Source organism: Paenibacillus sp. FSL R5-0636 (genome assembly GCF_037974255.1).
In the GTDB taxonomy this organism is placed as follows: Bacteria; Bacillota; Bacilli; order Paenibacillales; family Paenibacillaceae; genus Paenibacillus_AQ; species Paenibacillus_AQ odorifer.
Genome location: NZ_CP150232.1, coordinates 5,797,373 through 5,823,276, shown reverse-complemented (window position 1 = coordinate 5,823,276; position 25,904 = coordinate 5,797,373). Strand labels below are relative to the sequence as shown.

The 25,904-nt window shown below is 45.2% G+C and carries 38 protein-coding genes; all 38 read left to right on the top strand.

Annotated elements, in window-relative coordinates; all coding sequences use genetic code 11:
• Positions 1-20 precede the first annotated feature (20 nt).
• The gene (locus MKX34_RS26585) at positions 21-1,652 is read left to right on the top strand and encodes a hypothetical protein (RefSeq protein WP_076297178.1); all 1,632 of its coding nucleotides are present in this window, start codon (positions 21-23) and stop codon (positions 1,650-1,652) included.
• A 3-nt stretch (positions 1,653-1,655) separates the two neighbouring features.
• Positions 1,656-2,450, top strand: a complete 795-nt coding sequence (locus MKX34_RS26580; protein WP_076297177.1) for a RecT family recombinase — start codon at positions 1,656-1,658, stop codon at positions 2,448-2,450.
• On the top strand, positions 2,431-3,087 hold the full coding sequence (locus MKX34_RS26575; RefSeq protein ID WP_076297176.1) for a hypothetical protein: 657 nt from the start codon (positions 2,431-2,433) through the stop codon (positions 3,085-3,087). The genes MKX34_RS26580 and MKX34_RS26575 overlap by 20 nt, the downstream gene beginning before the upstream one ends.
• Positions 3,077-3,895: a PD-(D/E)XK nuclease-like domain-containing protein gene (locus MKX34_RS26570; RefSeq protein ID WP_076297175.1), complete on the top strand. Its 819-nt coding sequence runs from the start codon at positions 3,077-3,079 to the stop codon at positions 3,893-3,895. The genes MKX34_RS26575 and MKX34_RS26570 overlap by 11 nt, the downstream gene beginning before the upstream one ends.
• A 23-nt stretch (positions 3,896-3,918) precedes the next feature.
• On the top strand, positions 3,919-4,224 hold the full coding sequence (locus tag MKX34_RS26565; protein ID WP_339203807.1) for a hypothetical protein: 306 nt from the start codon (positions 3,919-3,921) through the stop codon (positions 4,222-4,224).
• Entirely contained in the window at positions 4,214-4,402 is a 189-nt protein-coding gene (locus MKX34_RS26560; protein ID WP_339203805.1) for a hypothetical protein, read from the top strand. The genes MKX34_RS26565 and MKX34_RS26560 overlap by 11 nt, the downstream gene beginning before the upstream one ends.
• Positions 4,403-4,418: 16 nt before the next feature.
• Entirely contained in the window at positions 4,419-5,306 is an 888-nt protein-coding gene (locus MKX34_RS26555; protein WP_076297173.1) for a hypothetical protein, read from the top strand.
• A gap of 20 nt (positions 5,307-5,326) precedes the next feature.
• Positions 5,327-6,274 (top strand): hypothetical protein, encoded by a 948-nt coding sequence (locus MKX34_RS26550; RefSeq protein WP_076297172.1) that lies wholly within the window; start codon positions 5,327-5,329, stop codon positions 6,272-6,274.
• Entirely contained in the window at positions 6,204-6,617 is a 414-nt protein-coding gene (locus tag MKX34_RS26545) for a hypothetical protein (RefSeq protein ID WP_076297171.1), read from the top strand. The genes MKX34_RS26550 and MKX34_RS26545 overlap by 71 nt, the downstream gene beginning before the upstream one ends.
• On the top strand, positions 6,598-7,950 hold the full coding sequence (locus tag MKX34_RS26540) for a replicative DNA helicase (RefSeq protein ID WP_339203802.1): 1,353 nt from the start codon (positions 6,598-6,600) through the stop codon (positions 7,948-7,950). Before MKX34_RS26545 ends, MKX34_RS26540 begins: the two co-directional genes overlap by 20 nt.
• A complete protein-coding gene (locus tag MKX34_RS26535) occupies positions 7,947-8,195 on the top strand; it encodes a hypothetical protein (protein ID WP_076297169.1) in 249 nt (82 codons plus the stop codon). The genes MKX34_RS26540 and MKX34_RS26535 overlap by 4 nt, the downstream gene beginning before the upstream one ends.
• A gap of 211 nt (positions 8,196-8,406) precedes the next feature.
• A complete protein-coding gene (locus tag MKX34_RS26530; protein WP_081384008.1) occupies positions 8,407-8,946 on the top strand; it encodes an AP2 domain-containing protein in 540 nt (179 codons plus the stop codon).
• Entirely contained in the window at positions 8,943-9,590 is a 648-nt protein-coding gene (locus MKX34_RS26525; RefSeq protein ID WP_076297168.1) for a hypothetical protein, read from the top strand. Before MKX34_RS26530 ends, MKX34_RS26525 begins: the two co-directional genes overlap by 4 nt.
• A gap of 174 nt (positions 9,591-9,764) precedes the next feature.
• A complete protein-coding gene (locus tag MKX34_RS26520; RefSeq protein WP_076297167.1) occupies positions 9,765-10,448 on the top strand; it encodes a hypothetical protein in 684 nt (227 codons plus the stop codon).
• A gap of 5 nt (positions 10,449-10,453) precedes the next feature.
• Entirely contained in the window at positions 10,454-10,879 is a 426-nt protein-coding gene (locus MKX34_RS26515) for a hypothetical protein (protein ID WP_076297166.1), read from the top strand.
• 16 nt (positions 10,880-10,895) lie between these two features.
• Complete coding sequence (locus tag MKX34_RS26510; RefSeq protein ID WP_076297165.1) at positions 10,896-11,570, top strand: dUTP diphosphatase; 675 nt, start codon at positions 10,896-10,898, stop codon at positions 11,568-11,570.
• Positions 11,571-11,572: 2 nt separating this feature from the next.
• Complete coding sequence (locus tag MKX34_RS26505) at positions 11,573-11,842, top strand: hypothetical protein (RefSeq protein ID WP_076297164.1); 270 nt, start codon at positions 11,573-11,575, stop codon at positions 11,840-11,842.
• Positions 11,823-12,395 (top strand): hypothetical protein, encoded by a 573-nt coding sequence (locus tag MKX34_RS26500; protein ID WP_339203798.1) that lies wholly within the window; start codon positions 11,823-11,825, stop codon positions 12,393-12,395. The genes MKX34_RS26505 and MKX34_RS26500 overlap by 20 nt, the downstream gene beginning before the upstream one ends.
• Positions 12,392-12,622, top strand: coding sequence for a hypothetical protein (locus MKX34_RS26495; RefSeq protein ID WP_076297162.1), 231 nt, complete (start codon positions 12,392-12,394; stop codon positions 12,620-12,622). The genes MKX34_RS26500 and MKX34_RS26495 overlap by 4 nt, the downstream gene beginning before the upstream one ends.
• Positions 12,619-13,002 carry a hypothetical protein gene (locus MKX34_RS26490; protein ID WP_076297161.1) on the top strand — a complete coding sequence of 128 codons (384 nt, stop codon included), beginning with the start codon at positions 12,619-12,621 and terminating at the stop codon, positions 13,000-13,002. Before MKX34_RS26495 ends, MKX34_RS26490 begins: the two co-directional genes overlap by 4 nt.
• A 26-nt stretch (positions 13,003-13,028) precedes the next feature.
• Entirely contained in the window at positions 13,029-14,036 is a 1,008-nt protein-coding gene (locus MKX34_RS26485) for a DNA cytosine methyltransferase (RefSeq protein WP_305953668.1), read from the top strand.
• A 160-nt stretch (positions 14,037-14,196) separates the two neighbouring features.
• Positions 14,197-14,460 carry a hypothetical protein gene (locus MKX34_RS26480; RefSeq protein ID WP_076297159.1) on the top strand — a complete coding sequence of 88 codons (264 nt, stop codon included), beginning with the start codon at positions 14,197-14,199 and terminating at the stop codon, positions 14,458-14,460.
• Positions 14,461-14,526: 66 nt separating this feature from the next.
• A complete protein-coding gene (locus MKX34_RS26475; protein ID WP_076297158.1) occupies positions 14,527-14,712 on the top strand; it encodes a hypothetical protein in 186 nt (61 codons plus the stop codon).
• A complete protein-coding gene (locus tag MKX34_RS26470; RefSeq protein ID WP_076297157.1) occupies positions 14,709-15,116 on the top strand; it encodes a hypothetical protein in 408 nt (135 codons plus the stop codon). Before MKX34_RS26475 ends, MKX34_RS26470 begins: the two co-directional genes overlap by 4 nt.
• Before the next feature lie 2 nt (positions 15,117-15,118).
• Positions 15,119-15,403, top strand: a complete 285-nt coding sequence (locus MKX34_RS26465; protein ID WP_076297156.1) for a hypothetical protein — start codon at positions 15,119-15,121, stop codon at positions 15,401-15,403.
• Positions 15,400-15,777, top strand: coding sequence for a hypothetical protein (locus tag MKX34_RS26460; RefSeq protein WP_076297155.1), 378 nt, complete (start codon positions 15,400-15,402; stop codon positions 15,775-15,777). Before MKX34_RS26465 ends, MKX34_RS26460 begins: the two co-directional genes overlap by 4 nt.
• A 112-nt stretch (positions 15,778-15,889) precedes the next feature.
• The gene (locus MKX34_RS26455) at positions 15,890-16,042 is read left to right on the top strand and encodes a hypothetical protein (protein WP_155986620.1); all 153 of its coding nucleotides are present in this window, start codon (positions 15,890-15,892) and stop codon (positions 16,040-16,042) included.
• 28 nt (positions 16,043-16,070) lie between these two features.
• A complete protein-coding gene (locus MKX34_RS26450; RefSeq protein WP_076297154.1) occupies positions 16,071-16,580 on the top strand; it encodes a hypothetical protein in 510 nt (169 codons plus the stop codon).
• Positions 16,581-16,646: 66 nt separating this feature from the next.
• Positions 16,647-17,123 carry an ArpU family phage packaging/lysis transcriptional regulator gene (locus tag MKX34_RS26445; protein WP_076297194.1) on the top strand — a complete coding sequence of 159 codons (477 nt, stop codon included), beginning with the start codon at positions 16,647-16,649 and terminating at the stop codon, positions 17,121-17,123.
• Between the two features lie 44 nt (positions 17,124-17,167).
• Positions 17,168-17,380 (top strand): helix-turn-helix domain-containing protein, encoded by a 213-nt coding sequence (locus MKX34_RS26440; RefSeq protein WP_076297153.1) that lies wholly within the window; start codon positions 17,168-17,170, stop codon positions 17,378-17,380.
• 196 nt (positions 17,381-17,576) lie between these two features.
• Entirely contained in the window at positions 17,577-17,801 is a 225-nt protein-coding gene (locus MKX34_RS26435; RefSeq protein ID WP_019908812.1) for a LuxR C-terminal-related transcriptional regulator, read from the top strand.
• Between the two features lie 166 nt (positions 17,802-17,967).
• The gene (locus tag MKX34_RS26430; protein WP_036679680.1) at positions 17,968-18,729 is read left to right on the top strand and encodes a SagB/ThcOx family dehydrogenase; all 762 of its coding nucleotides are present in this window, start codon (positions 17,968-17,970) and stop codon (positions 18,727-18,729) included.
• A gap of 192 nt (positions 18,730-18,921) precedes the next feature.
• Positions 18,922-19,947, top strand: a complete 1,026-nt coding sequence (locus MKX34_RS26425; RefSeq protein WP_076103689.1) for an AraC family transcriptional regulator — start codon at positions 18,922-18,924, stop codon at positions 19,945-19,947.
• Between the two features lie 172 nt (positions 19,948-20,119).
• Positions 20,120-21,901 carry an ABC transporter ATP-binding protein gene (locus tag MKX34_RS26420; protein ID WP_076103738.1) on the top strand — a complete coding sequence of 594 codons (1,782 nt, stop codon included), beginning with the start codon at positions 20,120-20,122 and terminating at the stop codon, positions 21,899-21,901.
• Entirely contained in the window at positions 21,898-23,637 is a 1,740-nt protein-coding gene (locus MKX34_RS26415) for an ABC transporter ATP-binding protein (protein ID WP_076297152.1), read from the top strand. The genes MKX34_RS26420 and MKX34_RS26415 overlap by 4 nt, the downstream gene beginning before the upstream one ends.
• Before the next feature lie 32 nt (positions 23,638-23,669).
• Positions 23,670-24,086, top strand: a complete 417-nt coding sequence (locus tag MKX34_RS26410) for a hypothetical protein (protein ID WP_081384007.1) — start codon at positions 23,670-23,672, stop codon at positions 24,084-24,086.
• 152 nt (positions 24,087-24,238) lie between these two features.
• Positions 24,239-24,796: a hypothetical protein gene (locus MKX34_RS26405; protein ID WP_076297151.1), complete on the top strand. Its 558-nt coding sequence runs from the start codon at positions 24,239-24,241 to the stop codon at positions 24,794-24,796.
• Positions 24,797-24,942: 146 nt separating this feature from the next.
• A complete protein-coding gene (locus MKX34_RS26400) occupies positions 24,943-25,842 on the top strand; it encodes a hypothetical protein (protein ID WP_076223484.1) in 900 nt (299 codons plus the stop codon).
• The last annotated feature ends 62 nt before the right edge of the window (positions 25,843-25,904 follow it).

Below are 25,904 nucleotides of genomic sequence, written 5' to 3'. Positions count from 1 at the left end.
AAAATCAGGAGGATGTAAAGATGCTGCATATCAAACGGATTAAAATAACGGATTGGCTAGGGATCAGTGAACTAGAAGTATCTCCCGGCAAAATCAATAAAGTTGATGGTGACTCAGGCGCAGGAAAAACCAGTTTGATAGAGGCGCTGGAAAAGGCACTGACCAATAATAGTCGGCGTACAGAGGTCATCAGCCACGGACATGAAGAGGCTGAATTGTTTGTAGAGCTAACGGACGGTCTCCAGATCACCCGCAAGGTTAGGTCTGAAAAGGCGGACTATCTCAAGGTTAAGCATGATAGCAAGGCAGTGAGCAGCACAGAAGCTTTCCTACGCAAGCTGATTAACGGTGATATTTTCCGACCGATTGAATTTGTACAGAAAGATGCTAAAGAGCAGACCAAAATTATTCTCAACATGTTGCAGATTGATTGGACAGTTGAAGATATCAAATCATGGTTTGGAGAACTACCTGAGGCGGACTATCAGCTTCATATCCTGCAAATCCTGCAGCAGATCGAATCAGCATATTTCGAAGAACGTTCCAGCATTAACCGTGAAATTAACCTACTACGAGCAAACATCGAAGGGATTAAGCGAGACCTTCCACCGAACTATGATGGCGAAGAGTGGCGCGGTGTTGACCTGCAGAAGCTTTACCGCAAACTGTCAGATGCTCAGGAATCCAATAAGAAGTTGGAAGAGGCAAAGTCATTAATCGACGGGTTGACATTGCGGATCGAGGACATAAAACAGAGATCTGCTAACGCTACAGAAGAAAGGGTCCTGGGTTATCGGAGACAACGCGACACACTGCAAGATAGCATCAAGCGGTTAGAGGAGCGTATCGAGCAGGATCAAAAGATCATCGACGATGCTGACCGCCGAATCGCAGATGCATCCCTACAGTTAGACAACGAAATGGAGCAGGCGATTGATCGCCTCAAGCTTCAATATCAACAGAAAAAGCTCAACGTCCGGGAAGATGTCCAACGTGAGGTTGAACTGAATAAGGGATATGTCAGCGAGCACCGCCAAATGATCGCAGAAAAGTCTTCTTCACTTAATAATATCGAGGAGCATGAGCGCAAGGATCTGGAAAAGATCAAAGATCACGAAGCCAGCCTAATTTCGGCAGAGAAAGCGAAGTCAGGCGATGCTGAGCAAGTGATTGCAGATGTTGAATGGATTGACCCAGAGCCTTTACAGGTTGCTGCTCATAAAGCAGCTGAAATGAAAGAGTATCTTCGAGAGTGGGAACGGATGAACGATATCATTCGCGAGAAGTTGTCTCCGAAAGAAGCGCGGTCCGCTGACCTAACTGCCAAGATTGAGAAGGCTCGCGAGTTGCCGAAAGAATTGCTTAAGACTGCTGCACTTCCAGTGGATGGATTGACTGTAGATGATAAAGGACGTATCCGGATTGATGGCACACTTATCGATGGATTATCTGAAGGGGAGGCGCTGGACTTCGCATTTAAGCTTGCTAAGGCTCAGTCAGGTCCGCTAAAGGTAATCTGCATTGATGGTTACCAGAACCTCGGAAGCAAGCAACAATCGATTTTGGAGAACGCTCAACACGATGATTACCAATACTTCTTGCTCTCCACGGTTGAGGGCAAAGATCTGAATATCGAAATTCTGGAGGGATAAGGAATGTCAAACAATCAGTTAGCCACGATACACAACAATCTGGAAAGATTGATCGATTCCGAAAGAGATGCAATGCCTTCCAGCTTTAATAAAACCCGGTTCTTACAAAACTGCATGACTGTATTGCAGGACACTTATGGAATTGAAAAGGCTGATCCAGTGAGTATAGCCCGAACCATGCTCAAGGGTGCATTCCTCGGTTTGGATTTCTTCAATAAAGAATGCTACGCAATCATTTATGGCGGCAAAGTCGAATTCATGACGGACTATAAGGGTGAGGTTAAGCTTGCCAAAAAATACAGTTTAAATCGGATCAAGGATATATATGCCAAGGTAGTACGGGAAGGAGACGAGTTCGAAGAACTCATTGAAAAGGGCAAGCAGACTATTAACTTCAAGCCGTTACCATTCAATGATGGAGAGATTTTGGGAGCCTTTGCTGTAGCTGTTTTCGAAAATGGTTCTATGATCTACGACACCATGAGTGTTAAGGACATCGAAAAGATTAAGGAGAACTTTTCTAAAAAGTCCAAAGACACGGGACAGTTTTCTAAGGCGTGGGTTGTCACTACAAGCGAAATGTACAAGAAGACGGTCCTGCGGAGGCTCTGCAAAAATATTGAACTGGACTTTGACACCATTGAGGCGAAGCAAGCATTTGAAGACGGCGGGGATTTTGAATTCAATAAAGATAAAAAGCCAGCACAAGAGAGCCCATTGAATCCTAAAGCAACTGTGATCGACGGAGAGTTTACAGAGGTCGGGGAGGGCGCGACTGATGGGCTCGCTCAAGAGTGATCTGACTGGTAGGAAGTACGGTAGGCTTCTTGTGATAGGCATCTCTGAGAAAAGAAGTAAGTCTACCAAATGGATTTGCAAGTGTGATTGCGGAAAAGAAAAAGCGGTCATTGATTACAACCTTAAAAGCGGTCATACCAAGAGTTGTGGATGTTTAAGAAGAGAGACAGCAAAGCTTTCAAATACGACCCACGGGCTGTCAAAGACAAGGTTTTATCAATGTTGGAGAGATATGATCGACAGGACAACAAGGGAAGAAAATTCCGCATATGAAAATTATGGTGGTCGCGGAATTTCAGTTTGCGAGAAGTGGAAGATATTCGAGGGATTTATGAATGATATGCATGAGTCATACCTAGCGTACGCCGAAGCGAACGGAGAACAAAATACAACGATAGACAGGATTGATCCCAACGGAAACTACTATTTCGATAACTGCAGATGGGCAACACCTAAAGTCCAGTCGCTAAACAGAAGAAACAATAAAAAATATATGGTCGATGGCGAGCTACTCACAGCCAAAGAAATATCTGAAAAGTACTGTATCTCGTATTCAGCAGTGATTCATAGGATCAATCGCGGATGGAGTAGTGAAGAACTTAAATTACCGACTGGAGGCGCCAGAAGTGGAACTTAATCGAGAAAATTATTTTTCTAATGAAGCAAATCGTCATTATATGTCTGTTTCGCAATTTAAGAGCTTCCTACCTTCCTATGGAGGGTGCGAGGCTCAGGCTATGGCAAAGATCAACGGGGAGTATGTGCAACCTCCAGTCATGGCATTTATGGAAGGACACTATGTTCATGCATGGAACTCAAATGAACTCGATGAATTCAAAGCAGATAATCCGGATCTATACAGCAGCAGGGGCCCAACAGCAGGACAGCTTAAATCAAACTTTCAACACTGCAATAAAATGATCGAGGTCCTAGAGAACGATCCTTTGGTAATGAAGGCACTGGCTGGAAAGAAAGAGGTCATAATGACCACGGAAATGTTCGGTATCCCTTGGAAGGTCATGCTGGACAGTTACCAACCTGAACATAAAATTTTCGCTGATTTAAAAACCATGAAAGAGATGGACGGGAAGTTTTGGAACCGCGAGGCTCAGGCTTATGAGAACTTCCTTGATCACTACGGCTACATCATTCAGATGTCCGTTTATGCCGAGGTTGAGCGGAGAGTATCTGGACGCAAACAAGAGGAGTGGCTGCTCCCACACATGGTTGTTGTAACCAAGCAAGACCCACCGGACCACGATATCTTGTATTTTGACTTTGATGATATCGCTGCACACCTTCGAATCGTTGGTAACCACATCGAGCGTGTCAAAGCAGTCAAGTCTGGTCAAACAGAACCAGTGCGCTGCGAAAAATGCGAGTACTGTCGAATGACAAAGAAGATCACTCGGATAAAACACCACAAAGAATTGAGCCTTTACTGATGAGCGCCTTTGGTTTCCACCCAGTGAAGAAGCCAAACCATAAACGAAATAAGCCCACCGCCAAAGAGCGAGGCAAGATTACATCCGAGGTATACAACGCGGCTATGGAACGATCAGGTGGTCGCTGTGAGCGTTGTGGAAGCATCAAAGGCTTACAGTGTGCCCATCTAATCAGGCGCTGGCAGATCGACGGTAAAACTACTGTGAAGGATGTGGCGATGCTCTGTGGTCCTAGTGTTAATACTGGGACCTGCCACAACTGGATTGATTACACGAAGGATGGCAAACAGTGGGCGGTAGATTTCAGGGATCAGCTCTATGAGGAATGAACCCATCGTACAAGTAGAGATACACGTCCTTAGTCCAGATTGCAAGGTATGTGGTCAAGAGATCAACCCAGATCGCGAGGAATACATTGGACGCACTTGGGTATGTCCTCGCTGTTATGGTGAGCTGACTAGCGGCAGGGATCGCAAGGATCGGAAGTATAGAATCAAAAAACTATGAAATAGAGGTGCAGCAGATGCCAATTGAAATAAAGGTTTTCAAACAGGCTAAAGGATTAAACCCAGGTGTGTATGAAGCACGCTTAATTTATACAAGTGGACTCAACGTTTTGTTTCCTAAAGCAGCAAATCTACCAGCTCAAATAATAAGTGGTCCAGCCGCAGGGGTGATTGTTCCATATGAAAATTACATCGAAATCAGTAACTTACCTGCACAGTCAGACTTGGTTGAACACAATGAAGATTTGACCGAGAGATTAGCTAACGCTGGGATAACTATAAAAAATCTAGAAAAATACATCAATGATCGCAGAGAGTCATGGGATCAGGAACGAAAGAGCCTTGAGAAATCACTTGCAGAAGGCGGCTTGATGGTTGGTGAACTAAAAAAGGAAAATGAGAAACTTCGTAATGGTGAATACGCCATAAACCTTGCCCCTCATATCGGAGCGCTTAAGGAACGTATTCAACAGCTAGAGTGGGAATTGGAATCTTGGCGTAACAGCAAGAAAGTACAACTACCAAGGGAAGTGGCTGCTGAACTTGATGAATTAATTATTAAAGGAATATCAAATTCGGCTATAGCGAATAGGTTTTTCACGGCTGCAGATGAGGACGAAGAACACTATGGAGTGAGCGAACTTTTAGAATGGACGGAGCACGGTCGAACAGAGCAAGGCAAAGTTCGAGTAATGATTTTTCTATCAGCCTTAGTCAATGGATACACCGAAGCCCCAGAGCCGGAGAAGGATGTTCCATCGAATATTCGATCAGAGGTAACTGAAATTATTAAGTGCTGGATGGGCACGCCTCCTGTAGCAGATGAGGGAAACGACGCTGAACGTTTGACTGAATGGATCTTTGATCACTTTCAGCGGCACGGGGATGACAAATTGCCCTTTTAAAGTAAAGCAGGTGAGGTAGTATGAGTGGTTACATCCAGATCGGACGAGAGTTGCAAAACCACTGGCTAAGGCGTGATAAAGACTATTGGATGGTCTTCTGCGAAATGTACTTTATCGCTCGGTTTTCGGATAAGCCTGAAAAGCGAACTATCGAAGGCATTGAGGTAATAATCCATCAAAAAGAGTTCATATTTGGACGTCCTGCTTGGAGTCGGAGGCTTGATATTTCAGAGCAAAGGTTGAAGACATTGGTCAAAAAGCTGGTTGATGAAGGCTTCATAAAGGTGACCCAAAAGCACAATAAATTCACTATTTATTCCTTCGAATATGTGCCAGAAATCAACCAGCAGAACAACCAGCAGAACAACCAGCAGAACAACCAGCAGGATTCTCCAGAGCAACCAGCAGAACCCCTTGCCCCGCAAGGCTTTGAGGACGATAGCAACCAGCAGGGCTTTCCCAATCAACCAGCAGAGCAACCAGCACAGCAACCAAAGAAAGAAAAAGGTATTAAAGAAAAAGGTATTAAAGAAGAATGTTTAAAACCCATAGGGGGGAAGAAGATGCCTAAAATATCCGAGGCTCAAGTTAAAAAAAGCCGGGTTGATAAGGTTGAATTCGATGACGAAGTCTGGCTTAAACAAACTGAGTACGAAAAACTTGTGAATGAATTGGGAGAAGAAGCGGTAACGTGGATGATTCAAACGCTCAGTTCATACAAGGTTTCAAACGGAAAGCCGTATTTGAGCGATTATGCCACTTTCAAAAAAGGCGGATGGGTTCGGGAAAGATACGCAGATTACCTTACCAAGAAAAAGGACGGATATAAAAACAAATCGCAGCAGGCAACCAGCAATTTTAAAGGTATGAAAAAATTATTTACAGGGGGTGTTGAGCTTGGTAATAACGCTCGAACAGACGGCAGCCCTTCTATCGAGAATCCAAATAGCATACCCCGCCTTCGTTAACATATTTGAGGAGGATGATTACGGGAACGTCATTAACGCTCCAACCGCTCAGTTATGGCAACAACGGTTGTCTGCAAACGGGATAACAATTGAGCAAGCTGTCCAGGCATTGGATAAGCACATTGATACCAGTCAATTTGAACCGAAAATAGCGGACATCATCAACAACAAACCGCAATTATCCATTTACGACATACAGGCGCAGGAGAGACGGCAGGAACAGCTTGCGCTGCTGGAGTACCACGAGAGCAACGAGGTTATACCAATGCCGGACCATATTCACGAACTGCTGGAGCGTTTAGAGAATAAGCGAACGTTAGGCGGTGACGACAACCTTGAATGATTACAACTACTTGTACGAAGCTGAAATAAACGTTCTCGGAGCGATTATGAAGAAGAAGGTTCTCATGGAAGAGTGCGTGCTGAGCGAAGAGAGCTTCAATCCTGAATGGGACAATGGACTGATTCTTCAGGTACTGCAATACGCCTATGATCAATTCTCAGGCAGAGAAGATCCATTTTATATCCCTGATTTGATTAATCATTGGGGCGATAAGCTTTCAAAGGTTGGTGGCGGCGTAGCGTTGATGGATATCTCAAAGAGCGTTCCAGAAACATCAGCTGCAATGTTTAAGCACTACATGGGAATAGTCAACGAAGCTCATGTCCAGCGCGAAATTGAGCGGGTGGCACGTGAACAATATTCTCGCGGATCACTGGAAGATATGAAGAACGAGGTTGTACGGATTGAAGCTATACAGGCAAAGACATCCAGTGGCTCAGAAGTAGTGCGGGTATCTGATTTAATTAAGAGTCACACTTCACTTCTCATTAAACGTTCCCAGAATCCAGGAGGAATCACTGGGCGAAAAAGCTGTTCTGATGACCTTAATAATCTGACCAAGGGACATCAGGAAGAGGATTTCATTGTTGTAGGCGCTCGACCATCGGTTGGTAAGACAGCCTTTATCTGTAATGATATGCTGGCATCTACGGCGGACGGATCAGCTGCCCTGCTCATTTCAGGAGAAGACGGCAAGATGAATATTCTTGAACGGACGATTGCAGCTTCCAGCCGCGTTGAGCTGGCACATATGAAATCCGGCAGAATGACTGAACGGGACTGGGAGCGTTACGGATTTGGTGCTGAGCTTATTGAAGGGCGGAATATCTTTATTGATGATACTTCAGCCCCGACAATTGAATCGATCCGCCGGAAAGTTTCCAAACTGATTCAAAAGTTTCCGAAACTTACGCTTTATGTTGATTATCTACAACACTTACGCAGCGAAAAACCATTCGCTTCGGATCGTGAAATGTATAAGTACATCAGCTACGAATTAAAGCAGATTGGACGAAAATACCACGTCCCGGTTGTATGCTTAGCCGCACTGAGCCGCAAGGTGGATGAAAGAAATGATAAGCGACCACTCATGTCCGACATACGAGATTGCGGAAACATTGAGAGCGATGCTGATGTGGTGATCTTCTTGTACCGCGATGATTATTACAATGCCGATAGCAATCGAAAAGGACTGATTGATCTGATTGTGGCTAAAGGGCGGAACGTTGGTACAGGCACAGTTAGCATGGTGTTTGATAAGGCATGCCAACAACTCATTAACATTACTGCAAAAATAAAAGAAGAACGGAAAGAAAAAGGACTCACATCATGAGTAAGGATGGAAGAATACCCGACGATGAAGCTTATGAAAATTCACTTGCATGGCTATTCGAAAAGGCGAAGCTATTGGATGATCCTTTAACGCTGGCAGCGGAAGAACGACACAAACTGCAACGCACTTATGACTTCGTTGAGCAGCGCATTCATGAATATAAACGCGGTCAGATGCTTCTTGCAGACCCGGGACGCATCAAGCTATACAAGGCTGCAGGGGTTTCATATCAAGAATTCAAATAGGAGGGATGATAGATGAATGAATGTGAATGTCCTAATTGCCATTCAGAAGCTACACATACATGGGCGCTAGTGCCATTGTGTCAAGAACACTTTGAAGCAGTGAAACAAGAAACACACCTTTACTATAAAAAGCGAATCGCATATTCTGCACGATTAACATATATGAGCATCATTTACTTGATTCCTTGTAGTCGGAAGGAGTGAGGATATCATGAATAACGGTTATGAGATCAGAGGCGACACTACTGCGATCTTTATCGAAGGCAAGGGTCAGCATATGGAGACCATTATAAGCACAAATAAACTTCAGTCTGCCTTGTCTTTCCCAAACAAATGGCATGCATCATGGTGTCCTTTACGTAAGGCGTTCTACGTCACTGGTCATCCCCCTCGAAACGGCGGGCCATCTAAAACAATCTGTTTACACAGATGGATATTAAGGATTGATGACCCGAAAATCGAAGTGGATCATTTCGATAATAATCCACTTAACAATACGGATGGTAATCTACGCCCATGCACGAGAGAGCAGAATCTTCAAAACAGAACAATTCAATGCAATAACAGTTCAGGTTTTAGAGGAGTTTGTTTCCACAAAAAAACAAAAAAATGGCAAGCTAATCTAAGAATTGATGGCAAACAAGCATATTTAGGGATCTATGATTCAAAAGAAGCGGCGGCAGAAGTAGTTGCTGAGGCTAGAAAAAAACACATGCCGTTCTCTAAGGAAGCTTCGGGGGTGGTGAAGTGACCCGCTTCGTAGGAATTGACCCCGCCACAACAACTGGATTTGTAGCACTGGATGAAGAGGGAAATGTCCTTGTTGAAACGGACCTTAGAGGCGAAGGGAAGAGAGAACCCGGAGGAATTAGCATTGGGATGCTGGTATCACTTGAAAATAAAGTATATGGACTCTTGAAACCTGGTGACATTATTGCGATTGAAAAGGCTGCCTTCAAGACAGACATGGGTGTGACTACTGGAATGATCCACGGCGGATTGCGAACCATGATTCTAAGAAAAGGATTGAATCATGTTGACATCAATGTCCAACACACTAAAAAGTTCGTGAATCGGAATCAGCGGGTACCACATTCTGAAAAGAAAAGTTTCATTGCTGCCGGAGTTCTGGAACATTACGACTATGCACACAAGAGCGACAATGTTACGGATGCATATATCATAGCCCGGATTGCTCAAGCCTTGCATCAAGTCCGCAATGGACATCCTTTGGACTTATTCACATCCTATCAACAGCACGTAATAAGAGCCATCCTTTATCCAGATGAAACACCGACCAAGCCAAAGAGTAAATCAAAAACGAACAAACGCACAGGGAAGCCTGCGGCGGCGGGCAGTCACGCTCAAAATACAGAACAAACGTGCTTGTTTTAAGGAGGCGGAAGGATTGAACTGGAAAAAAGCGACTCTCCCTCAACTCTATGAGATTGCGTACCACGATAGCGGCGCGCCCCTAGTGCATAAGCATGCTGCCCTAGCTGAGATCCAGCGCAGACAACCTCATCGGCGTGAAAGGGTCAATCACAAAATCAAGGCGGTGTATCCAAGATGAGCTATTACGATAACGATTTTTATAATGAGCCTAGTGAGTTCGAACAGCAAGTAGACGAATTCAAAGAATCCTTGATGAAGGCTGTCAAGGATGAACATAAAGCGGAGATCGAACGGTTGCGGAAGGAGAACGCTGAACTGCAAGAGGTTAAACAGAACCTTGAAACGATCAAGCGAGATTACAACCAAAAGATTGTTGAATTGGATATGCAAAAACGAAATCTAAAAAACGAGGTTCGACGTGAACGACTCTTGGAATTAATGGGTGACTCAAAAATGGAGCTATTTACAGCACGAATGAATTGGAAGAGTGGTCCGAAATGTGACAAGTGCGATGCTCTTAGACGTATTCAATTCTTATCTCCGTCAGGAAAGAAAATGATGGAGGAGTGTATTTGTAAGAATAACATTTCTTTTTATGCGCCACGAACGCATATCTGCTCATCGTTTGAGTTTAGAAATGGCAAGTTTATGGCTTGGTACAAACCATACTCGGACGCAGATGGCATGGAATTGGAGTACCTGGGAGGATCAAGTGTACCAAGGATCATTTATTCAGGAGAATGTTTTGAATCCATCCAAGAAACACATTACAACGTTTATTTCCGCACAGAAGAAGACTGCCAAGCATATTGCGACTGGTTGACTGAGAAGGAAGCCAACAAGCTAAAGGAGCGTTGATCAAAGTGAACAAGTCAATCTATAACCCAACTGTTCAAGAGCTTTTTTACCACGGACACATATATCACGAAGCGCTTTTGACATACGAACAACATCTTGAAAAGAAGCATGGTGAAAACATGCGAACAGCTGATCCAGATGATAACACGAACTGGGGAGCGCTGGACTGGTACAAAAACGGTAGCATGTCTTTTGCTGAAAAAGAATGGTCAAATTTCATCTCACACCTTCGCGATTGTTTTAAAGTTCATTGCGGGATGGGTTTCTATCTCAAAGAAGACTGCACACAGTATTTTTACCACTCTGGTTCTGTCCCTGGTCTGAAAGGAACTTTCTTACTCCGAAGCCACATCTATATCCAACATTTAGCAGGTGTAGGAATGGATGAAGAACGATTTATGAACGACCTAACAAAAATCGGTAGATGGTAGGGAGCTGAGATAAACAATGGAATCCACATTAACACTTGAACAAATGTATGAAATGCAAAAGGCGCTGGATGCACGGATCATCGAGGAAAAGGGGCTTGAAGGCATTGACCTGCTGCCTAATACGATATTAGCTCTTCAGGTAGAAATCGGAGAACTGGCGAATGAATGGCGCGGATTCAAGCATTGGAGTGATCGAAAAGAACCAAAGCATGGGTACAGCGCAAAAATTGATTGCGACAGATGCAGCGGCAAAGGTTTTTGGTTCGAAGGTGGGCGCGTTCATTGCGGAAAGTGTGGAACAACTGGCAAGGTTCTTAATCCACTGCTCGAAGAATACGTAGACTGCCTGCACTTCTTTTTATCAATCGCACGGCAAAAGGACTGGTCGCAACATCTTGGTATCTGGGAAGAAGCAATTGAGGATACGCGGGCAAAAGGACTGGACGGTGGAATCGGTGGAGCTTTACTTGAGGTTATGTACTGGTTGATGAAGTTTTACATGGAAAAGGGCAAGGACGAAAAGATTGAACAAAAGCTGGGAAAGACCAAGCAAGAGTTTGAGTTTGCAAACGCTTGGTACGTATTCATCGTTATTGGTCTTGTAGGCTTCGGTTGGGATTTTGATGTTATTACAGCTGCCTATACAGCCAAGAACAAAGTAAACCATGATCGTCAATCCAATGGATATTAGGAATGAGATCTGCTGAAGAAACACTTGAACTGCTCTTGCAAGGTATGGATAAGCGGCGGCAGTATCTACGTCGGAAGCTCCGTAGGATTGAGAAGCATGGTACGAAGCCGCGGCGCGGTGGAGGAAACGAACTGAATAGGCTCAAATACTCTGGGCGCGCCGGCATGCTATCCGAGCACGCGACAATCCTTTGTATGCTTGAGGACATACGCCACAGCCGCCAACACCCAGACAATCTATATAACGAGGACGATGACACGGACGATGACTAATCCTATGACACCAGAACGGATAGAAGAGATCAAGCCCTATTTCACGAATGAGCAATTAGATGAATTGAGTCGTGAGTATCGGACGATGCCTACAGATGGCGAAGGATATGCCATTGAACCGGAGTACGAAGGGATGGTAGCACGTGGCTATATTGTAAAGCTAATATCAGATGTGAAAACCGCTCGGACTGCTCTAGAAGAGGTAGAGCGTAAGCATGGCGATACAGGTAATGCACTTGAAATAAAACGCATGCTTTTGGAAAAGGCAAATTACGAAGCTGGACGTCAACGAGTTTTCAAGGAATCGGCAGAGAGGAAGCTGGCAGAGGCACAGCAGACCATAGCCACCTTACAATCGGAAAACGAGCGCCTATCTAGCCTACTACCTGTCCTGATGGATGCTATGGACCTGTTTAAGAGTGAAGTGGAATTAAAGGTTACTATTCCTGGGAATGAGGAAGCGCGGAAAATGATATACAAATGGCTGCTGGAGAATCCTAGCCCAGATTTCCAAGAAACCATAGGAAATAAGGAAGGGAGCGACAAGGCATGAGCCAAGAAAAGCCAATCGTAATAACGGTTTTGGTCAAGGGTGGTGGATACGACACTATAGGTATCCTGCCAAGTATGATCGGACCATTAGCAGAAGCAATTCGCAATAAAGGGTATGAGGTTGCTCATCTGCCCAGTAAGTCAATAGAGGTTGAAGGCATCCTAATAACAGGAAAAGGGATCGGCGAGCGAGTTATCATGCTCGGAATGGAGGGAGTCAAGTCATGACACAGGTAAAGGATAAGACAGACCAGCAGCTTAACCGGGCGCTGGCGGAGTTGATGGGGTGGACGAATATCCAAATCGTAGAGACGGAGCGAATTTGGGCTAGAAAGCCAGATGATGGATGGTCCAAAGAATTACCTGACCATCAGTGGTCCGATTATGTGCCTGACTATGCTGGAGACCCAGCTGCCTCTCTAGAGATACAGACAGCAGCCTGTTCCAAGAAAAAGACCTTATATATCGGAAATCTTTCTTATATCATGCTCGGAAAGTCATGCCTTTATTTAGATGCTGTGAGCTTGGAACTTGCGGCAGACTTTTGTAACGCCAGCCCCCGAGAGAGGGCAGAGGCGGCATATATCACGCTTAGTAGTAAGCAGTAGACGTATACGGTTCAGGAAGGAGTGGATTGGCATTGATTAAATTACTTTCGCTTTTCGGGGGCATAGGGGCCGACATTAAGGCTCTGAAAAATTTAGGCCAACAGGTTAAAACCATTGATTATGTGGAGTGGAAAGAAAATCGTGTGAAAGCCTACAATGCCATGAATCCTTTTCGTTATCGCACTCAGGACGTAAGGGCGTGGGATCTAAAGCCAGACATCCTGGTGCACGGCAGCCCTTGCCAAGATAACTCAGTAGCCAACCTGAACGACGATAAAGGGCGCTCTCAACTAATGCTTGAGACACTTCGGATTATCCGTGAAATGGGAGAGTGGCGCCCTGCAATTGTCATTTGGGAGAACGTCAAGGGAGCAACCTTCCAAAGTAAAATGCCTATTTTTAAAGAGTACTTGATAGAAATGGAGAGGATGGGCTATCGGAATTCTTCGGAAGTGCTCCAAGCAATGGATTTTGGTATACCGCAAAGCCGTGAACGATTGTTCTGCATTTCTATTTTGGGTGACCATACCTTTGATTTTTCCAAATTAGAAAAACGGCCTCTGCGTCCTATAGAAGATTTCTTGCAGGCTGAAAGTGAAATTGATCTTGAAAAGTATATCGTCAGCATCCCTTCTATGCTAAACCGGCTGGCCGACCTGGCAACTCAGGAAGAGATCGAGGCTAATAAATCTAAGTTCCGGTACGTCGAGACCGTGAGGTCGCACTTCTTTACATTAACCGAGCGCCCGGACCGATGCCCAAGCCCAGGAGTCATAAAGTTGAGTGATGGGCGGTACCGGTACCCAACAGAGCGTGAATACTGGCGGCTGATGGGATTTGATGATGCGGACTTCGATCTCATGCTAAAAGAGTTCCCTGTCAAACCAAACTACCGGAGTCGAACATTGTACGCTTTAGCTGGTAACAGCATTGTTGTACAAATGTTGGAAGCAATATTCGAAGTTATCATAAACGAGGACTACGGAACAGATTTAACGGAAGCTGCGGATGGGCAATTACAATTTATTTGCTAATGTGCAGAACGAAGAGATGATGCACTAGGCCGACAGGCCACCGTAACGACCGAATAGGCGCGAGCCGTAAGAGATCATTCAGATCATTAAGGGAGTAGGAGTATCCCTCCTCTCCCAAAGGCAGAGTAGACGAAAACACCACATTGAGAGGATGAAAAGAATGAGTAACATAGAAAACCTTAAATCTTGCCCATTTTGTGGAGGAATAGCAAAAATAACGGTTAGCGACGCAGAAGGAAATAGCCGGGATGAAGAGTATGAACTTGATCCGTGGTCTGGATTAACATTTAGGATTTCACATGCGCATGAAGAAAATGAAAATTGTCCGATAGCTGTTTACGAGGCAGACGGGGCGGAATTAGGCGTTTATCTGTACGAAAGCCGCGAAGAAGCAACTGAAGCGTGGAACAAAAGACAGAACTAATTCACAGCAGTATATACAGGGACAGAGAGGGTTAATAGCCCTCCTCTCCCACAAGGAGGATATACATTGATTAAAAAAATACGCATCAAAATTAGAAAACCCCAAAGTTCAGGTATATTCCATAACTCGCGTGAAGATGTAGCAGCTCTTGGAGATGTATGTAACGCACTCATTGATAAAGTAAATGAACTGGTAGATAAGGTAAATGAATTAGAGAACAAGGTCAAAAAGATGGGGGAGGAAGCCCAATGACACAAAGGGACTGGCAAAAGGACTGGGATCGAGCAACGATGTTTGACGATATTGAATTTTTAGTAAACAATCCACGACCTTTGCTCAACGTTAACAATTACGAACCTCCCTATGTACTTTTGAAATACTGGCTCCAAGAAGCCAAAGAGCGCGGAGAACGGGAACAACGGCTGAAAGAAATGGTGGAAAATGAAATCATGTATTTAGAGGCTGCTGGATTAACTCGAGCAAAGTTGTTGAAAAGAAAATTTAATTCCCTTTACCCAGATACCCCAGCACCCAAGGAGGGGATAGACTGGCTTAACGAAGAGTCTTGTGCCCGTTGTGGAAGAAATAAGCCTGTTGAAGGATATGAATGGTGTTCAGAGTGCAGACCGGATTTGGAATCCAAGGAGGGCGAATAGACATGCCAAAGTATAGAAAGAAACCTGTGGAGATAGAAGCTATTCAGTGGCACAAAAAAACTATGATGATGCATGATGTTCTGAAACATTTCGGCGGATTAAATGGAATGGCTGCAAAATCAATGAGCAGACATTTTGGAGAGTTGATGATTGAAACGCTGGAAGGAATCATGACCGTAAGTGACGGTGACTGGATCATACAGGGCGTGAAAGGCGAGTTGTATCCCTGCAAGCCTGATATTTTCGCAGAAACCTATGAGGCGGTTGAGGAAGGAGATAACCAATGACACTCACAAGGGAAGAGATACTGGCGATGGAGCCTGGGCGGCTGCTGGATGCTAAAATCGCTGAGTTGGTAATGGGGCTGAATATGGTTGATGGTCAACTGCCGCAGCTACCGAGATACTATTTAGCCGACTATGAAAAGACGATCCACCGGGACATTCCTTTGTACAGTTCGGATATATCTGCAGCTTGGGTAGTGCTGGAACACATGCAAGACTCAGGATGGTCATGGGATATGAAGATGAACAATCTGGCGAAAGAAGTCGAGGTACGTATTGGACGGGGGCAAGCAGTTAGTAAGAGTGTGCCTGAGGCGATCGGGAAATCTGCCCTCATTGCCAACTTAGACGCCATAGAGTGGGCGACTGATGTCTAATTGGCAGCACTGAACTTATAACGGCCGTCAGGACTCCGAAACGACCGCAATACTTAGCGACAGCGGAGGCCGCAGGGTTGGCTGTACTGAACTTATAAGGGGGCTGAGACCAATGTGGATTAAGATCATCTTTGCAATTGTAATCATAGTATCTTTAGGATTTCCGATAGACAAAAATGACTGGAACAGAGAAAGAAGCATGCATATGGCTGCAATCTGCATTGCAGGGATTCTGGCACTAGCTGCAGTCGTTATTTTCTCATAAAACCCAAATTTGAGAGGAGCAATTATAAATGAAAATTCAAATAGCAGCGCATTTCAATAAGCAAACGAAGGATTCCAAAAAGGAACTTGTACAGTTCCACGTAAAGGGTGATGACGAGAAGAAGCCTGAGCTTAATGCTATGACGAGATCGGTGGTTGTGTTGAGTATTGACGGTGTGGAGCAGTCCCTGACAACCGAGTTCAGTAAGAGTACGAAGGATGCCAAGAAGACAGTACTGGAGTTCATCGTCAAGGGTGACACATCCTCTGAAAACTCCTATGAATTCTATCGGAAGGCTGGATCAGATGTGGTCTTGGAAATCGCTGAATCTCAAATGAGCATCGAAGAGTTCCGAGGTGATGACGATGAAGAGGATCGTGAGGAGCCAAGAGAGGGCGTGCGAGGCAAGGTTAATCCGGACGGTACTATTGAATTGGAAGACAAGGATCAACTCACGATTGAACAGCTCGCTGAAGCAGAAGTTGGTGCTGATGATGGTCCTAAAATCCCTGAGAGTGATGACGATCTGCCGTTCTAAGATGATATACGCCCCGGCTTCGGTCGGGGGATTCTCTTTACAGATAGAGGTGATGAAGTGACACAGATGTCGTTTGAGTTGCCTGAATTGGACAGAAGGCGGACACAGACTGCCGTTGAGGCTGCTTTAGAGAAATACCGCATATTCAAATCAACTATATTCGAGGATCGGGAAGCAAAGACAACGGCGGCGTGGTCAGACTCTCCGAAGGGGTTCACAGGAACAGTCAGTGATCAGACGGCAAACATAGCTATCTATAATGCTGATGAGCCCGCAGCGCGCAGAGCTTACTGTGAGCGGATAGAGAGGGTGGTTAGCAGACTCCCCAGGAGAGAACGGCTGCTGATTTCGGAAAGATACCTTAATACAGACTGTGACTTTGATTATGTCGTGTATAATGACGCCTTCGATCCGCCGATTGGAGAGACCACTTATTACAAGCTGAAATGGAAGGCATTCTATAAGATTGCGCTGGCCCTTAATATACAGGTGATCAAAGACGGCAAAAAGGAAACAGAGAATACAGCAAACCAGCAGGAGTAATAAAACAAGCGTTTATCCGAGTAAGCATATAGTGAGGTGATCAAATGGAAGCTGAAGAGAAAAATAGCAGGGAACTGCCACCGGTGCTACAAGTTGTTGATATACAAAATTACTTAGGAATTGGCAAGAAGCAGGCATACGAGCTCTGCAATTCAGGTCAGTTCCATGTGGTGAGAGTGGGGCGGCTGATCAAGGTATCGAGAGAAGTATTTGTAAAATGGATGAATGGAACAGGCGATGAAAAGCAGGGAGAATGACTCCTGCTTTTTTTATTTTTTCAGGGCTGCAATTTGGTGTTATTTCTGGTGTTAGAATACCGATAAATAGCGCTGTACCATAGAATACCAAAGGCATTTTGCTATAGATATCACGAAGCAACATGAGAGACTGAAACCCAATCAAAACCGCTGTCAGCCACTGCTTGCGCTTATGGATAAATGGCGATTTATACCATTGAAGGGGAACGAACACCACAGCAAATTTCTGTTGACTCATCGTGAGCGCGAAGTTTTTGAGCTTCTCGTGCAGGACAAAACGACTCGTGATATCGCTGGCTTATTATTTATCAGCGAAAAAACAGTTCGAAACCACATTTCCAATGTAATGCAAAAACTAAACGTTAAAGGCCGTTCACAAGCGGTTGTCGAGCTGATCAAGCTTGGGGAGCTGAAAATATAGCTGGCCATGTCTTCGGAAGTGACGCGTTTAAGCCTTCTTTTGCCCTTCGGGGCAAAGGGAGGTTTTTTGTTTACTCACCAAAACAACTGAAGAGTGAGTTAGATCACCGTATGATTTTTATGACATGATAAATTAGAGATATTAAGGTAGTTCAGGAGGATCTGTTATGACCAGATATGAACAACAAAGAAATTTTCTGAAATCCAATTTTCATGAATTCAAACATATCAAAACAGATAAGATCAAGGGAATTGCACAACCGCCAATTGTTAAGCCATTTGATTCAGATGCACTAATTATTGATTTGCCCAAGGTCAGCAAAGACGTTGTGAGTAAAGAAAATATTTTTGATTGTATAGATCAAAGAAGAAGTACACGGTTCTATTCTGAGGATACTGTGAGTCTGGAGGAGTTATCCTATTTATTATGGGCTACCCAAGGGATTAGCGGTATGAATAAGAACGGACTTACGCTGCGGACTGTACCCTGCAGCGGGGCGACGCACACCTTTGAAACCTATTTAATGATTATGCGTGTAGAGGGTATTGGGCAAGGGATCTACAGATATCTGCCTGTGGAACATAAGCTCTTATTTATGTTTGAATTAGATCAACTTGAACAAAAGATTGATGCTATTACTTTGGATCAGCCCTTTGTCCCTAACTTTGCCAAAAAGGCTTCTGTATTGTTTGCCTGGAGTACCACACCCTACCGCTCCGAATGGAAGTACGATATTTCTGCTCACAAAAAAATCCTCATCGATGTTGGACATGTCTGCCAGAACCTTTATTTAGCCAGCGAATCCATCGGTGCAGGTGCTTGCGCAATTGGAATCTATGATCAAAAGTTGATAGATGAGATTTTAGAATTAGACGGCGATGAAGAATTTGTTATCTATCTTGGTGCAGTTGGCAAGAAACGAGAATAGCTAGGAATGCTAGATATGTCTTTGAAGTGATGCGTGTAAGCCTTTTTCACCCTTCGGGGTGGGGAAGGTTTTTTGTTTATATTCCAGCTTATTTGCCCAACTGCTCAGTTTGAACGAAGAGGAAATCGTAATGTTTAATTGATAATCATTCTCATTGCATATATAATTAACCCAAAGTAAGAGGAAGCAGGGATGAGCATGGAGCGAAGCAATGGACTGAAAGAAGCAGAAACGATTGATGCCCATAAGACGCTTACATGTGAAGGGGTAGATTATAATTACCGTTTTAATGGGGCTCATTTTGAGATTAAACCCCCAGTCGAAATAGGGGAAGGCAGTTGCCGCAGCCTGCTTAGCCATGGGTATATCCAGATGACAGATTTTAATCTCCGGTTTAATCGGGATATCGAAGCAAAGGGCAATTTTAGCACTCCGCGTACGGAGCTGGCTTTCTGCATAGGGCATGGCATTGAGTGGGGGACTTCGCTGAAATCGGACTATTTTATTATAGATACGGGAGAAATTGCGCTGTTTCATGGCGGGGTAAGAAGTGAAAACTGCACATACCTGAGTGGGGCGGGGTACCGATTCATCAGCATAGATATGAGCCCGGCACAATTTGAGCGGATGACCAGTGGTCTGACCGAAGATACACGGCTTCGCATTGGAGCTGGTGCGGGTTTGTTTTTTGGAAAAAATAACATCACACCATCCATCCGCTTCATTCTGTCGCAGATTGCGGATTGTTCCTATAGCCATGGCATGCGTGAACTTTATCTGGAGGGCAAAATGCTGGAGCTAATGGCTGTCTATCTCAATGAATCTTTATATGAAGCAGAGCGGATTCCGTGCTCGGTCAAGCTGTCCAGAGAGGATATGGAGAGCCTGCGGCTCGCTAAGGAGATTTTGCAGCGTGATTATTTGCACCCGCCAACGCTTGCAGGCCTTTCTCGCATTATATGCCTCAATGAGTTTAAGCTGAAAAAGGGCTTTAAGGAAATGTTTGGTTATACCGTGCATGCTTACGTTATCGAACAACGGATGCAGAGAGCGCAGCAGCTGCTGGAACAAGGGAGTATGACTGTAAGTGAAGCAGCCTCCAGGGTTGGATACGGTAATGTGAGTCATTTCTCGGCAGCCTTCCGCAAAAAGTTCGGTGTGCGTCCAGGAGAATATCTGATCAGCGGCAGGCAGCGTCTCTTCGGTATTAAGATGTAAGTCCGTATTCTGCACAGATGCTCCTGATTTGGTTAATTATAATCCCTTAAACGGTAGCAATCGTGAACAACGTTCCTATACACTAGTGCACAGAGAATCATTCTCAGTGCACTTTTTTTTGTGCGTAATTACCAAGAGTGGGGGAACAGCTGTGAGTAAAACCAAAACCGGCATGCCAAGGCTGCTGGAGATCGCCGGAGAGAAGCGAGGTTTGCTGCTCTTGTCCGGAATATTGTCATCTGTCAGCGCTGTATTAATGCTGATTCCGTTTTTGTCTGTTTATTTCATTTTGGCAGAGCTGCTGCGCCATGCTTCATCGCCTGGACAGGTCGACGGTGCGTATATGATCCGCTGGGGGTGGATTGCACTTGGAGGGTTAATCGGAGGGCTGGTGACTTCGTATTGTGGTATTATGTGCTCGCATATTGCGGCTTTTCGAATTCAATATAATTTGCGTGTACGAATGACCGAGCATTTGGGCAGATTGCCGCTCGGTTTCCTGAATGGGACATCAACTGGCGTGGTCAAGAAAACGCTAGAGCAGAATGTCGACAAGGTGGAAAATTTCGTAGCGCATCAGCTTCCCGATTTAGTCAGCGTGCTGGCTTCTACGGTGCTGATGATCGTGGCGATGTTTTGGCTTAGTCCGCCGTTGGCGGTAGCTTGCCTGCTGCCGATAATTATAGGATTAGGTGTGCAGTCAGCGCTTATGATGAGCAGCAGAGGCAAGGCCAGTGTGAAGCAGTATCATGATTCGTTGGAGCAGATCAATACTTCGGCGGTGCAGTATGTACGGGGGATGCCGGCGGTTAAGGTGTTCGGGCAGACGGTGCATTCTTTCAGAAAGTTCTACAGTGATATGACCAGCTACCGCGATTATTGTCTGGAGTATACGGACCGTTATCAAACAGGTTATATCTTATTCAAAACATTGCTGGCGTCACCGTTTACCTTTATTTTGCCGGTGGGCATCTTCATGCTAAGCGGCCGACCGGATTCCATGTCTTTTGCGCTTGTGCTGCTGTTCTTTCTAATTATGGCGCCCGGCGTTTCATCTCCGCTCTACAAGCTACTTCTGCTGGCTTCAAGCACTCGGGATATTGGCGAAGGCGTGGAGCGGATGGACCGTCTCTTGGCACAGCAGCCTGTACCAGAAATAGCAGAACCGCTATCCCCGCATACTTTTGACGTTGAATTTGTGGATGTAACCTTCTCCTACAGTGAAGATGCAGGGACTGCAGCGGCGCTCAGCGAAGTCTCATTCCGTGCGGAACAAGGGAAGGTTACAGCGCTGGTAGGGCCGTCAGGTTCGGGAAAATCGACGGTGGCCAGCTTGGTGCCGCGGTTCTGGGACCCGCAAGTGGGTGCGATCCGTATCGGTGGAGTCGATATTCGCCATATGGCAATCCATGAATTAATGAATACAGTTGCTTTTGTATTTCAGGAAACCTTCCTGTTCTATGACACTTTGTATGAGAATATTGCTGTCGGCAAACCGGGAGCGACTCTGGAGGAAGTCCAGGCTGCAGCCAGAGCGGCACAATGCGACGAGTTCATTACTCGGCTGCCGCAGGGATACGATACGTTAATTGGTGAAGGCGGTGTCTATCTCTCGGGTGGTGAGGAGCAGCGCATTGCGGTAGCTCGGGCTATTCTCAAAAACGCACCAGTGCTCGTGCTCGACGAAGCGACTGCTTTTGCCGACCCGGAAAATGAGTTTCATATGCAGTTAGCACTTACGGAGCTTATGCGCGGCAAGACGGTTATTGTCATTGCTCACCGACTCTCCTCTATACGTGAAGCTGCACAAATTCTGGTGCTGAGGGATGGAGAAATCGTGGAACGTGGAGAGCACGCAGGTTTGATTGAGGCGGACGGGCTTTACGCCAAAATGTGGCATGCCTACAGTGACGCCGGAGATTGGCATATGGAAAAAGGAGGGGATCAGCTATGAAGGTATTGCATAATATTACTGCCGGCAAACCGCAGCAGTTGCTGAAGCCTGTACTTTTTTCCTTGCTGGCTAATCTAGTTAGTGTGCTTCCGTTCGCGCTTGTAATTGAGGCGGTGCGGTTGATTTTTGCTCCTTATATTACTGTGGGCGCAGAACTTCAGACAGAACGCCTTTGGTGGATCTGCGCAGGGCTTGTCGCCGTCATGGTGCTGATGTTCCTGAGTGAGATCCCCGCCTATCGCACCGCTTACCGCGGGGCATACAATGTTGCTGCACAGGGACGTGCGGAATTAGCAGAACATCTGCGGAAGCTTCCGCTGGGTTACCTGACTCGCCGGGACCCAGGTGATTTAGCCAATATGATGATGGGCGATTTCACGCTCGTTGAGACGGGCATTTCACATCTGCTGCCACAGCTTGCGGGGGCTTTTGTACTGCCGATATTTGCACTTGCTGGTTTACTGTTTCTGGACTGGCGGATGGCGATTTCCATGTTCGTAGCGCTGCCGGTTGCTCTTCTGATCATGTATATATCGGGCAAGCTTCGGCGGAGACTCGGAGCGGATCATATGAAGGCCAAGCTGAACGCTGCGAACCGATTGCAAGAATACTTGAACGGCATACGGGTGATGAAGGCCTATAATCTGACAGGAGAACGATTTGTCCGTCTGGATAACTCTTTTAAAACTTTGATGAAGGAAAGTGTGAAGCTGGAAGGGATGTTCGGTCCGGTTATTCTAACCGCTATGGCTCTTCTCCGTGCGGGGCTGACCTTAATGATATACGTAGGTGTTCATCTATTATTAGGCGGGGAGCTCGGTATTTTGCAGTTGGCAGTATTCCTTATTGTCGGCACACGAATCTATGATCCATTGACCACGGCGCTAGCCAATTATGCCGAATTCCGCTACAACGAACAAGCGGGTGAACGTATAGTAGACCTGCTGCGCCAGCCGGTAATGACAGGTGCTACGAGTCCTCTTCCTAAAAGCAGCACCATTAGGTTTGACAATGTAACCTTCAGCTATGGAGGAGAGCCTGTTCTCAAAAATTTAAGTCTGGAAATGCCGCAAGGTTCACTGACTGCAATTGTGGGTCCGTCAGGCAGCGGCAAGAGTACAGTGCTGCGCCTGATCTCACGTTTCTATGATCCTGAAAAAGGGAGTGTTCTGCTAGGTGGGCGCAACATCAAGGAGATTGATCCAGAACATCTGCTAGGATCCGTATCGGTGGTGTTTCAGGATGTGTACCTGTTTCAAGATACCATTGGGAACAATATTGCTTTTGGGCGGCCGGGGGCGTCGCAGCGGGATATTCAGCAGGCAGCGGAAATGGCTCACTGCCATGATTTCATCATGAAATTACCGCTTGGTTATGATACGCCGGTAGGCGAAGGCGGAAGCACGCTCTCCGGAGGGGAGAAGCAGCGGATCTCCATTGCCCGTGCGATTCTCAAGAACGCTCCAATTGTGCTGTTGGATGAAGCTACTGCATCGCTTGACTCGCAGAATGAGGCCGAAATCCAGAAAGGAATTGATGCGTTGATTACGGGCAGAACCGTCATTGTTATCGCCCACCGGCTGAAAACTATACGCGGTGCGGACAACATTATCGTACTGGAAGACGGTCGGCTGGTCGAGCAGGGACGACATGAAGCCCTGCTGTTGCGCGGCAGACTGTACGACCGGCTCTGGAAGCTGCAACAGCAATCCGTCGGATTCCGCATCACATCTTAAGCAATGCTCAGCACAGTTTAGGAGGGATATGTATGGCTATAACAAAGGATGAATCCGCTTGGCCGATCATAAGCCTTAGTTTGGGGGAGGCGTTTGATCAGGGGACAGTAGAAGAATATATCGCTTATTGGGAAGAGCTGCTCGCGCGCCGATCTGCCTTCGGCCTGCTGATGGTGCATTCTGCTGAGAAAAACACACGTCCAGAGCGTGCGGTTACACAGCTGTATATGAACTGGTGCAAGATGAACAAGCGGGAAATCGCCCAATATTGTTCAGGCATCGCGGTCGTAATGCAGAATGCTAAGTTGCTTGCTGTCTACAAGCCAGTTACAGCGTTGTCCACTAAAAGAACCTACGGCTGCCCCGGAGGTGCTTTCTCCGGAGAGGCTGAGGCGATAAGGTGGCTGGAGGAGCAGTTGGCTAAGACACCCTCGGGTACGAAAACCTAATATAGCTGCCCATATTTTGGGGATACACATTTAAGCTTTCTTCACCCTTTTAGGTGGGGAAGGCTTTTTTTGTCTAGAAAGATAAGAATCCGCCAACCCCTCACAACCAACGTGTCAGAGTAAGCTTTTTAAATATAAACGGGGTGTGTTGGATGAAGATAAATAATAATTATTTGAAAGAACAATTAAAACATGTATATTGGCTAAATGGTGGACCTTGTGCTGGAAAGACTACTATGACCAAGAAGTTTGTAGAGGAATTAGGTTTTCAAACATTAGGGGATGATCTCTTAAAATATAGACCATTCTCTAGTCCTATTGAATATCCTGCCCTTCAATTCCCTAATCCTAGTTTAGATTGGAATAAGTGGTTTAATAAACCTGTAGATGAACATTGCCAATGGTTATTTCAAGTGGTCGAAGAGATACCGTTTATCCCGGAAAAGAGAATGATATGTTTTTATACGTCCGATGCGGAGATAGAGAGATTATATTACTTTAGAGAAGACCATAAGATGATTCTGGACTGCATTAACGCTTATACGTTAAATCCAGAAGAAACAATTAAACACAGTAATAAATCTATGATTAAGTTCTCCAATGAAATAAAGAACGCTTGCACTAAGCTGGGCATCAAAACCATAGAAAGAACACTAAATATGAGCGTAGAAGAACAATTTAGGTTAGTTCGTGAACATTTTAAAATGTAGGGATGACTGTAAGGTATACCTACTCAAAGAAACCATTCCTTTGTCAGGTATGGTTTTTTTAATACCTAGAAAAGTACACAGGTATGCCCGTATAATAAATAGGAGTAAGTAATTGGCAGTAGACTGATGATGAGGGGAGAGAAGACATGTTTTTCTTTAAGAAAAATAAAGGCATCACAAAAGAGGAACTGCAGGCCCTGGTTGAAGGCTTGGAGCAGGCTTATATGGATAAGGATGAAGAAGGTTTGAGCAAAAGATTTCATCCAGATAAGAGGGGAATGTCCTTTTTAAATCACTTTCAATTAATGATGACATTTCAAATCTATAATATAAAATCTGAAATTCTCGAATTTGAATTGCTGTCAATGGATGCTACTAAAGCAGTCTTTACATACACTCGGAAGCATATTCATACCTGTATCAACCCCGCCGATGAACGTGAGGAAAAAAGAAATCAAATTATCAGTTATTACGTTGAGGCTGTGAAGGAGAATGGTTCAATTTGGATTACGAGGTACAGCCCTTATAGCACGATTTTTGTAGATAAGAAGGGTGATTTCCTTAGTGGTGTGGATGCGGTCATTCCTCCTGGAGAAGAGATCAATTCAGGCATTGCGCGATTCATCCCTTATTTTCAGCTTGATAGTTATGTACCTGCAACATTCCATGTCTACAGTAACAGTCAATTTATCGGATATTATCCGCTAGGAGAATATCATCGGTACGAACCTTCGCATACGTTCACGATTAATTATTTTGATAAGATAGAGGCATCTTCTGTAGAGAAGCATACAGCGGATTATATCTCCCAAGAGACCTTGTTGACCGCTCAAGTATTGCATCAGACTGATAATAGCTCTGTAGTTGAGACGCAGTTGATGAACAATAATGTATTAGAGCATGAACTTGTTACCAGCCTGCTTACGAAGGATGGGTTCTATATGATTAGATTTCTGTATGACAAAGGGGAGCCGATACCGCCAGAGGAGCGAGAAAAGTGGAAGCGTGAGATGGTCACTTTAATAGAAAAAGAGCACAGCAGTTAACACAGAAACTTGCCGTTACAGACAGCAAGCGAACTGTATCCTAAGTAACGATAAGTTTTTTT

Bases quoted from the DNA above. Each gene is read 5' to 3' on its own strand.
- MKX34_RS26585 (WP_076297178.1), top strand. From the start codon at position 21: ATGCTGCATATCAAACGGATTAAAATAACGGATTGGCTAGGGATCAGT.
- MKX34_RS26580 (WP_076297177.1), top strand. From the start codon at position 1,656: ATGTCAAACAATCAGTTAGCCACGATACACAACAATCTGGAAAGATTG.
- MKX34_RS26575 (WP_076297176.1), top strand. From the start codon at position 2,431: ATGGGCTCGCTCAAGAGTGATCTGACTGGTAGGAAGTACGGTAGGCTT.
- MKX34_RS26560 (WP_339203805.1), top strand. From the start codon at position 4,214: ATGAGGAATGAACCCATCGTACAAGTAGAGATACACGTCCTTAGTCCA.
- MKX34_RS26555 (WP_076297173.1), top strand. From the start codon at position 4,419: ATGCCAATTGAAATAAAGGTTTTCAAACAGGCTAAAGGATTAAACCCA.
- MKX34_RS26550 (WP_076297172.1), top strand. From the start codon at position 5,327: ATGAGTGGTTACATCCAGATCGGACGAGAGTTGCAAAACCACTGGCTA.
- MKX34_RS26535 (WP_076297169.1), top strand. From the start codon at position 7,947: ATGAGTAAGGATGGAAGAATACCCGACGATGAAGCTTATGAAAATTCA.
- MKX34_RS26530 (WP_081384008.1), top strand. From the start codon at position 8,407: ATGAATAACGGTTATGAGATCAGAGGCGACACTACTGCGATCTTTATC.
- MKX34_RS26520 (WP_076297167.1), top strand. From the start codon at position 9,765: ATGAGCTATTACGATAACGATTTTTATAATGAGCCTAGTGAGTTCGAA.
- MKX34_RS26510 (WP_076297165.1), top strand. From the start codon at position 10,896: ATGGAATCCACATTAACACTTGAACAAATGTATGAAATGCAAAAGGCG.
- MKX34_RS26505 (WP_076297164.1), top strand. From the start codon at position 11,573: ATGAGATCTGCTGAAGAAACACTTGAACTGCTCTTGCAAGGTATGGAT.
- MKX34_RS26500 (WP_339203798.1), top strand. From the start codon at position 11,823: ATGACACGGACGATGACTAATCCTATGACACCAGAACGGATAGAAGAG.
- MKX34_RS26495 (WP_076297162.1), top strand. From the start codon at position 12,392: ATGAGCCAAGAAAAGCCAATCGTAATAACGGTTTTGGTCAAGGGTGGT.
- MKX34_RS26490 (WP_076297161.1), top strand. From the start codon at position 12,619: ATGACACAGGTAAAGGATAAGACAGACCAGCAGCTTAACCGGGCGCTG.
- MKX34_RS26480 (WP_076297159.1), top strand. From the start codon at position 14,197: ATGAGTAACATAGAAAACCTTAAATCTTGCCCATTTTGTGGAGGAATA.
- MKX34_RS26470 (WP_076297157.1), top strand. From the start codon at position 14,709: ATGACACAAAGGGACTGGCAAAAGGACTGGGATCGAGCAACGATGTTT.
- MKX34_RS26465 (WP_076297156.1), top strand. From the start codon at position 15,119: ATGCCAAAGTATAGAAAGAAACCTGTGGAGATAGAAGCTATTCAGTGG.
- MKX34_RS26460 (WP_076297155.1), top strand. From the start codon at position 15,400: ATGACACTCACAAGGGAAGAGATACTGGCGATGGAGCCTGGGCGGCTG.
- MKX34_RS26455 (WP_155986620.1), top strand. From the start codon at position 15,890: ATGTGGATTAAGATCATCTTTGCAATTGTAATCATAGTATCTTTAGGA.
- MKX34_RS26450 (WP_076297154.1), top strand. From the start codon at position 16,071: ATGAAAATTCAAATAGCAGCGCATTTCAATAAGCAAACGAAGGATTCC.
- MKX34_RS26445 (WP_076297194.1), top strand. From the start codon at position 16,647: ATGTCGTTTGAGTTGCCTGAATTGGACAGAAGGCGGACACAGACTGCC.
- MKX34_RS26440 (WP_076297153.1), top strand. From the start codon at position 17,168: ATGGAAGCTGAAGAGAAAAATAGCAGGGAACTGCCACCGGTGCTACAA.
- MKX34_RS26430 (WP_036679680.1), top strand. From the start codon at position 17,968: ATGACCAGATATGAACAACAAAGAAATTTTCTGAAATCCAATTTTCAT.
- MKX34_RS26425 (WP_076103689.1), top strand. From the start codon at position 18,922: ATGAGCATGGAGCGAAGCAATGGACTGAAAGAAGCAGAAACGATTGAT.
- MKX34_RS26420 (WP_076103738.1), top strand. From the start codon at position 20,120: ATGCCAAGGCTGCTGGAGATCGCCGGAGAGAAGCGAGGTTTGCTGCTC.
- MKX34_RS26415 (WP_076297152.1), top strand. From the start codon at position 21,898: ATGAAGGTATTGCATAATATTACTGCCGGCAAACCGCAGCAGTTGCTG.
- MKX34_RS26410 (WP_081384007.1), top strand. From the start codon at position 23,670: ATGGCTATAACAAAGGATGAATCCGCTTGGCCGATCATAAGCCTTAGT.
- MKX34_RS26405 (WP_076297151.1), top strand. From the start codon at position 24,239: ATGAAGATAAATAATAATTATTTGAAAGAACAATTAAAACATGTATAT.
- MKX34_RS26400 (WP_076223484.1), top strand. From the start codon at position 24,943: ATGTTTTTCTTTAAGAAAAATAAAGGCATCACAAAAGAGGAACTGCAG.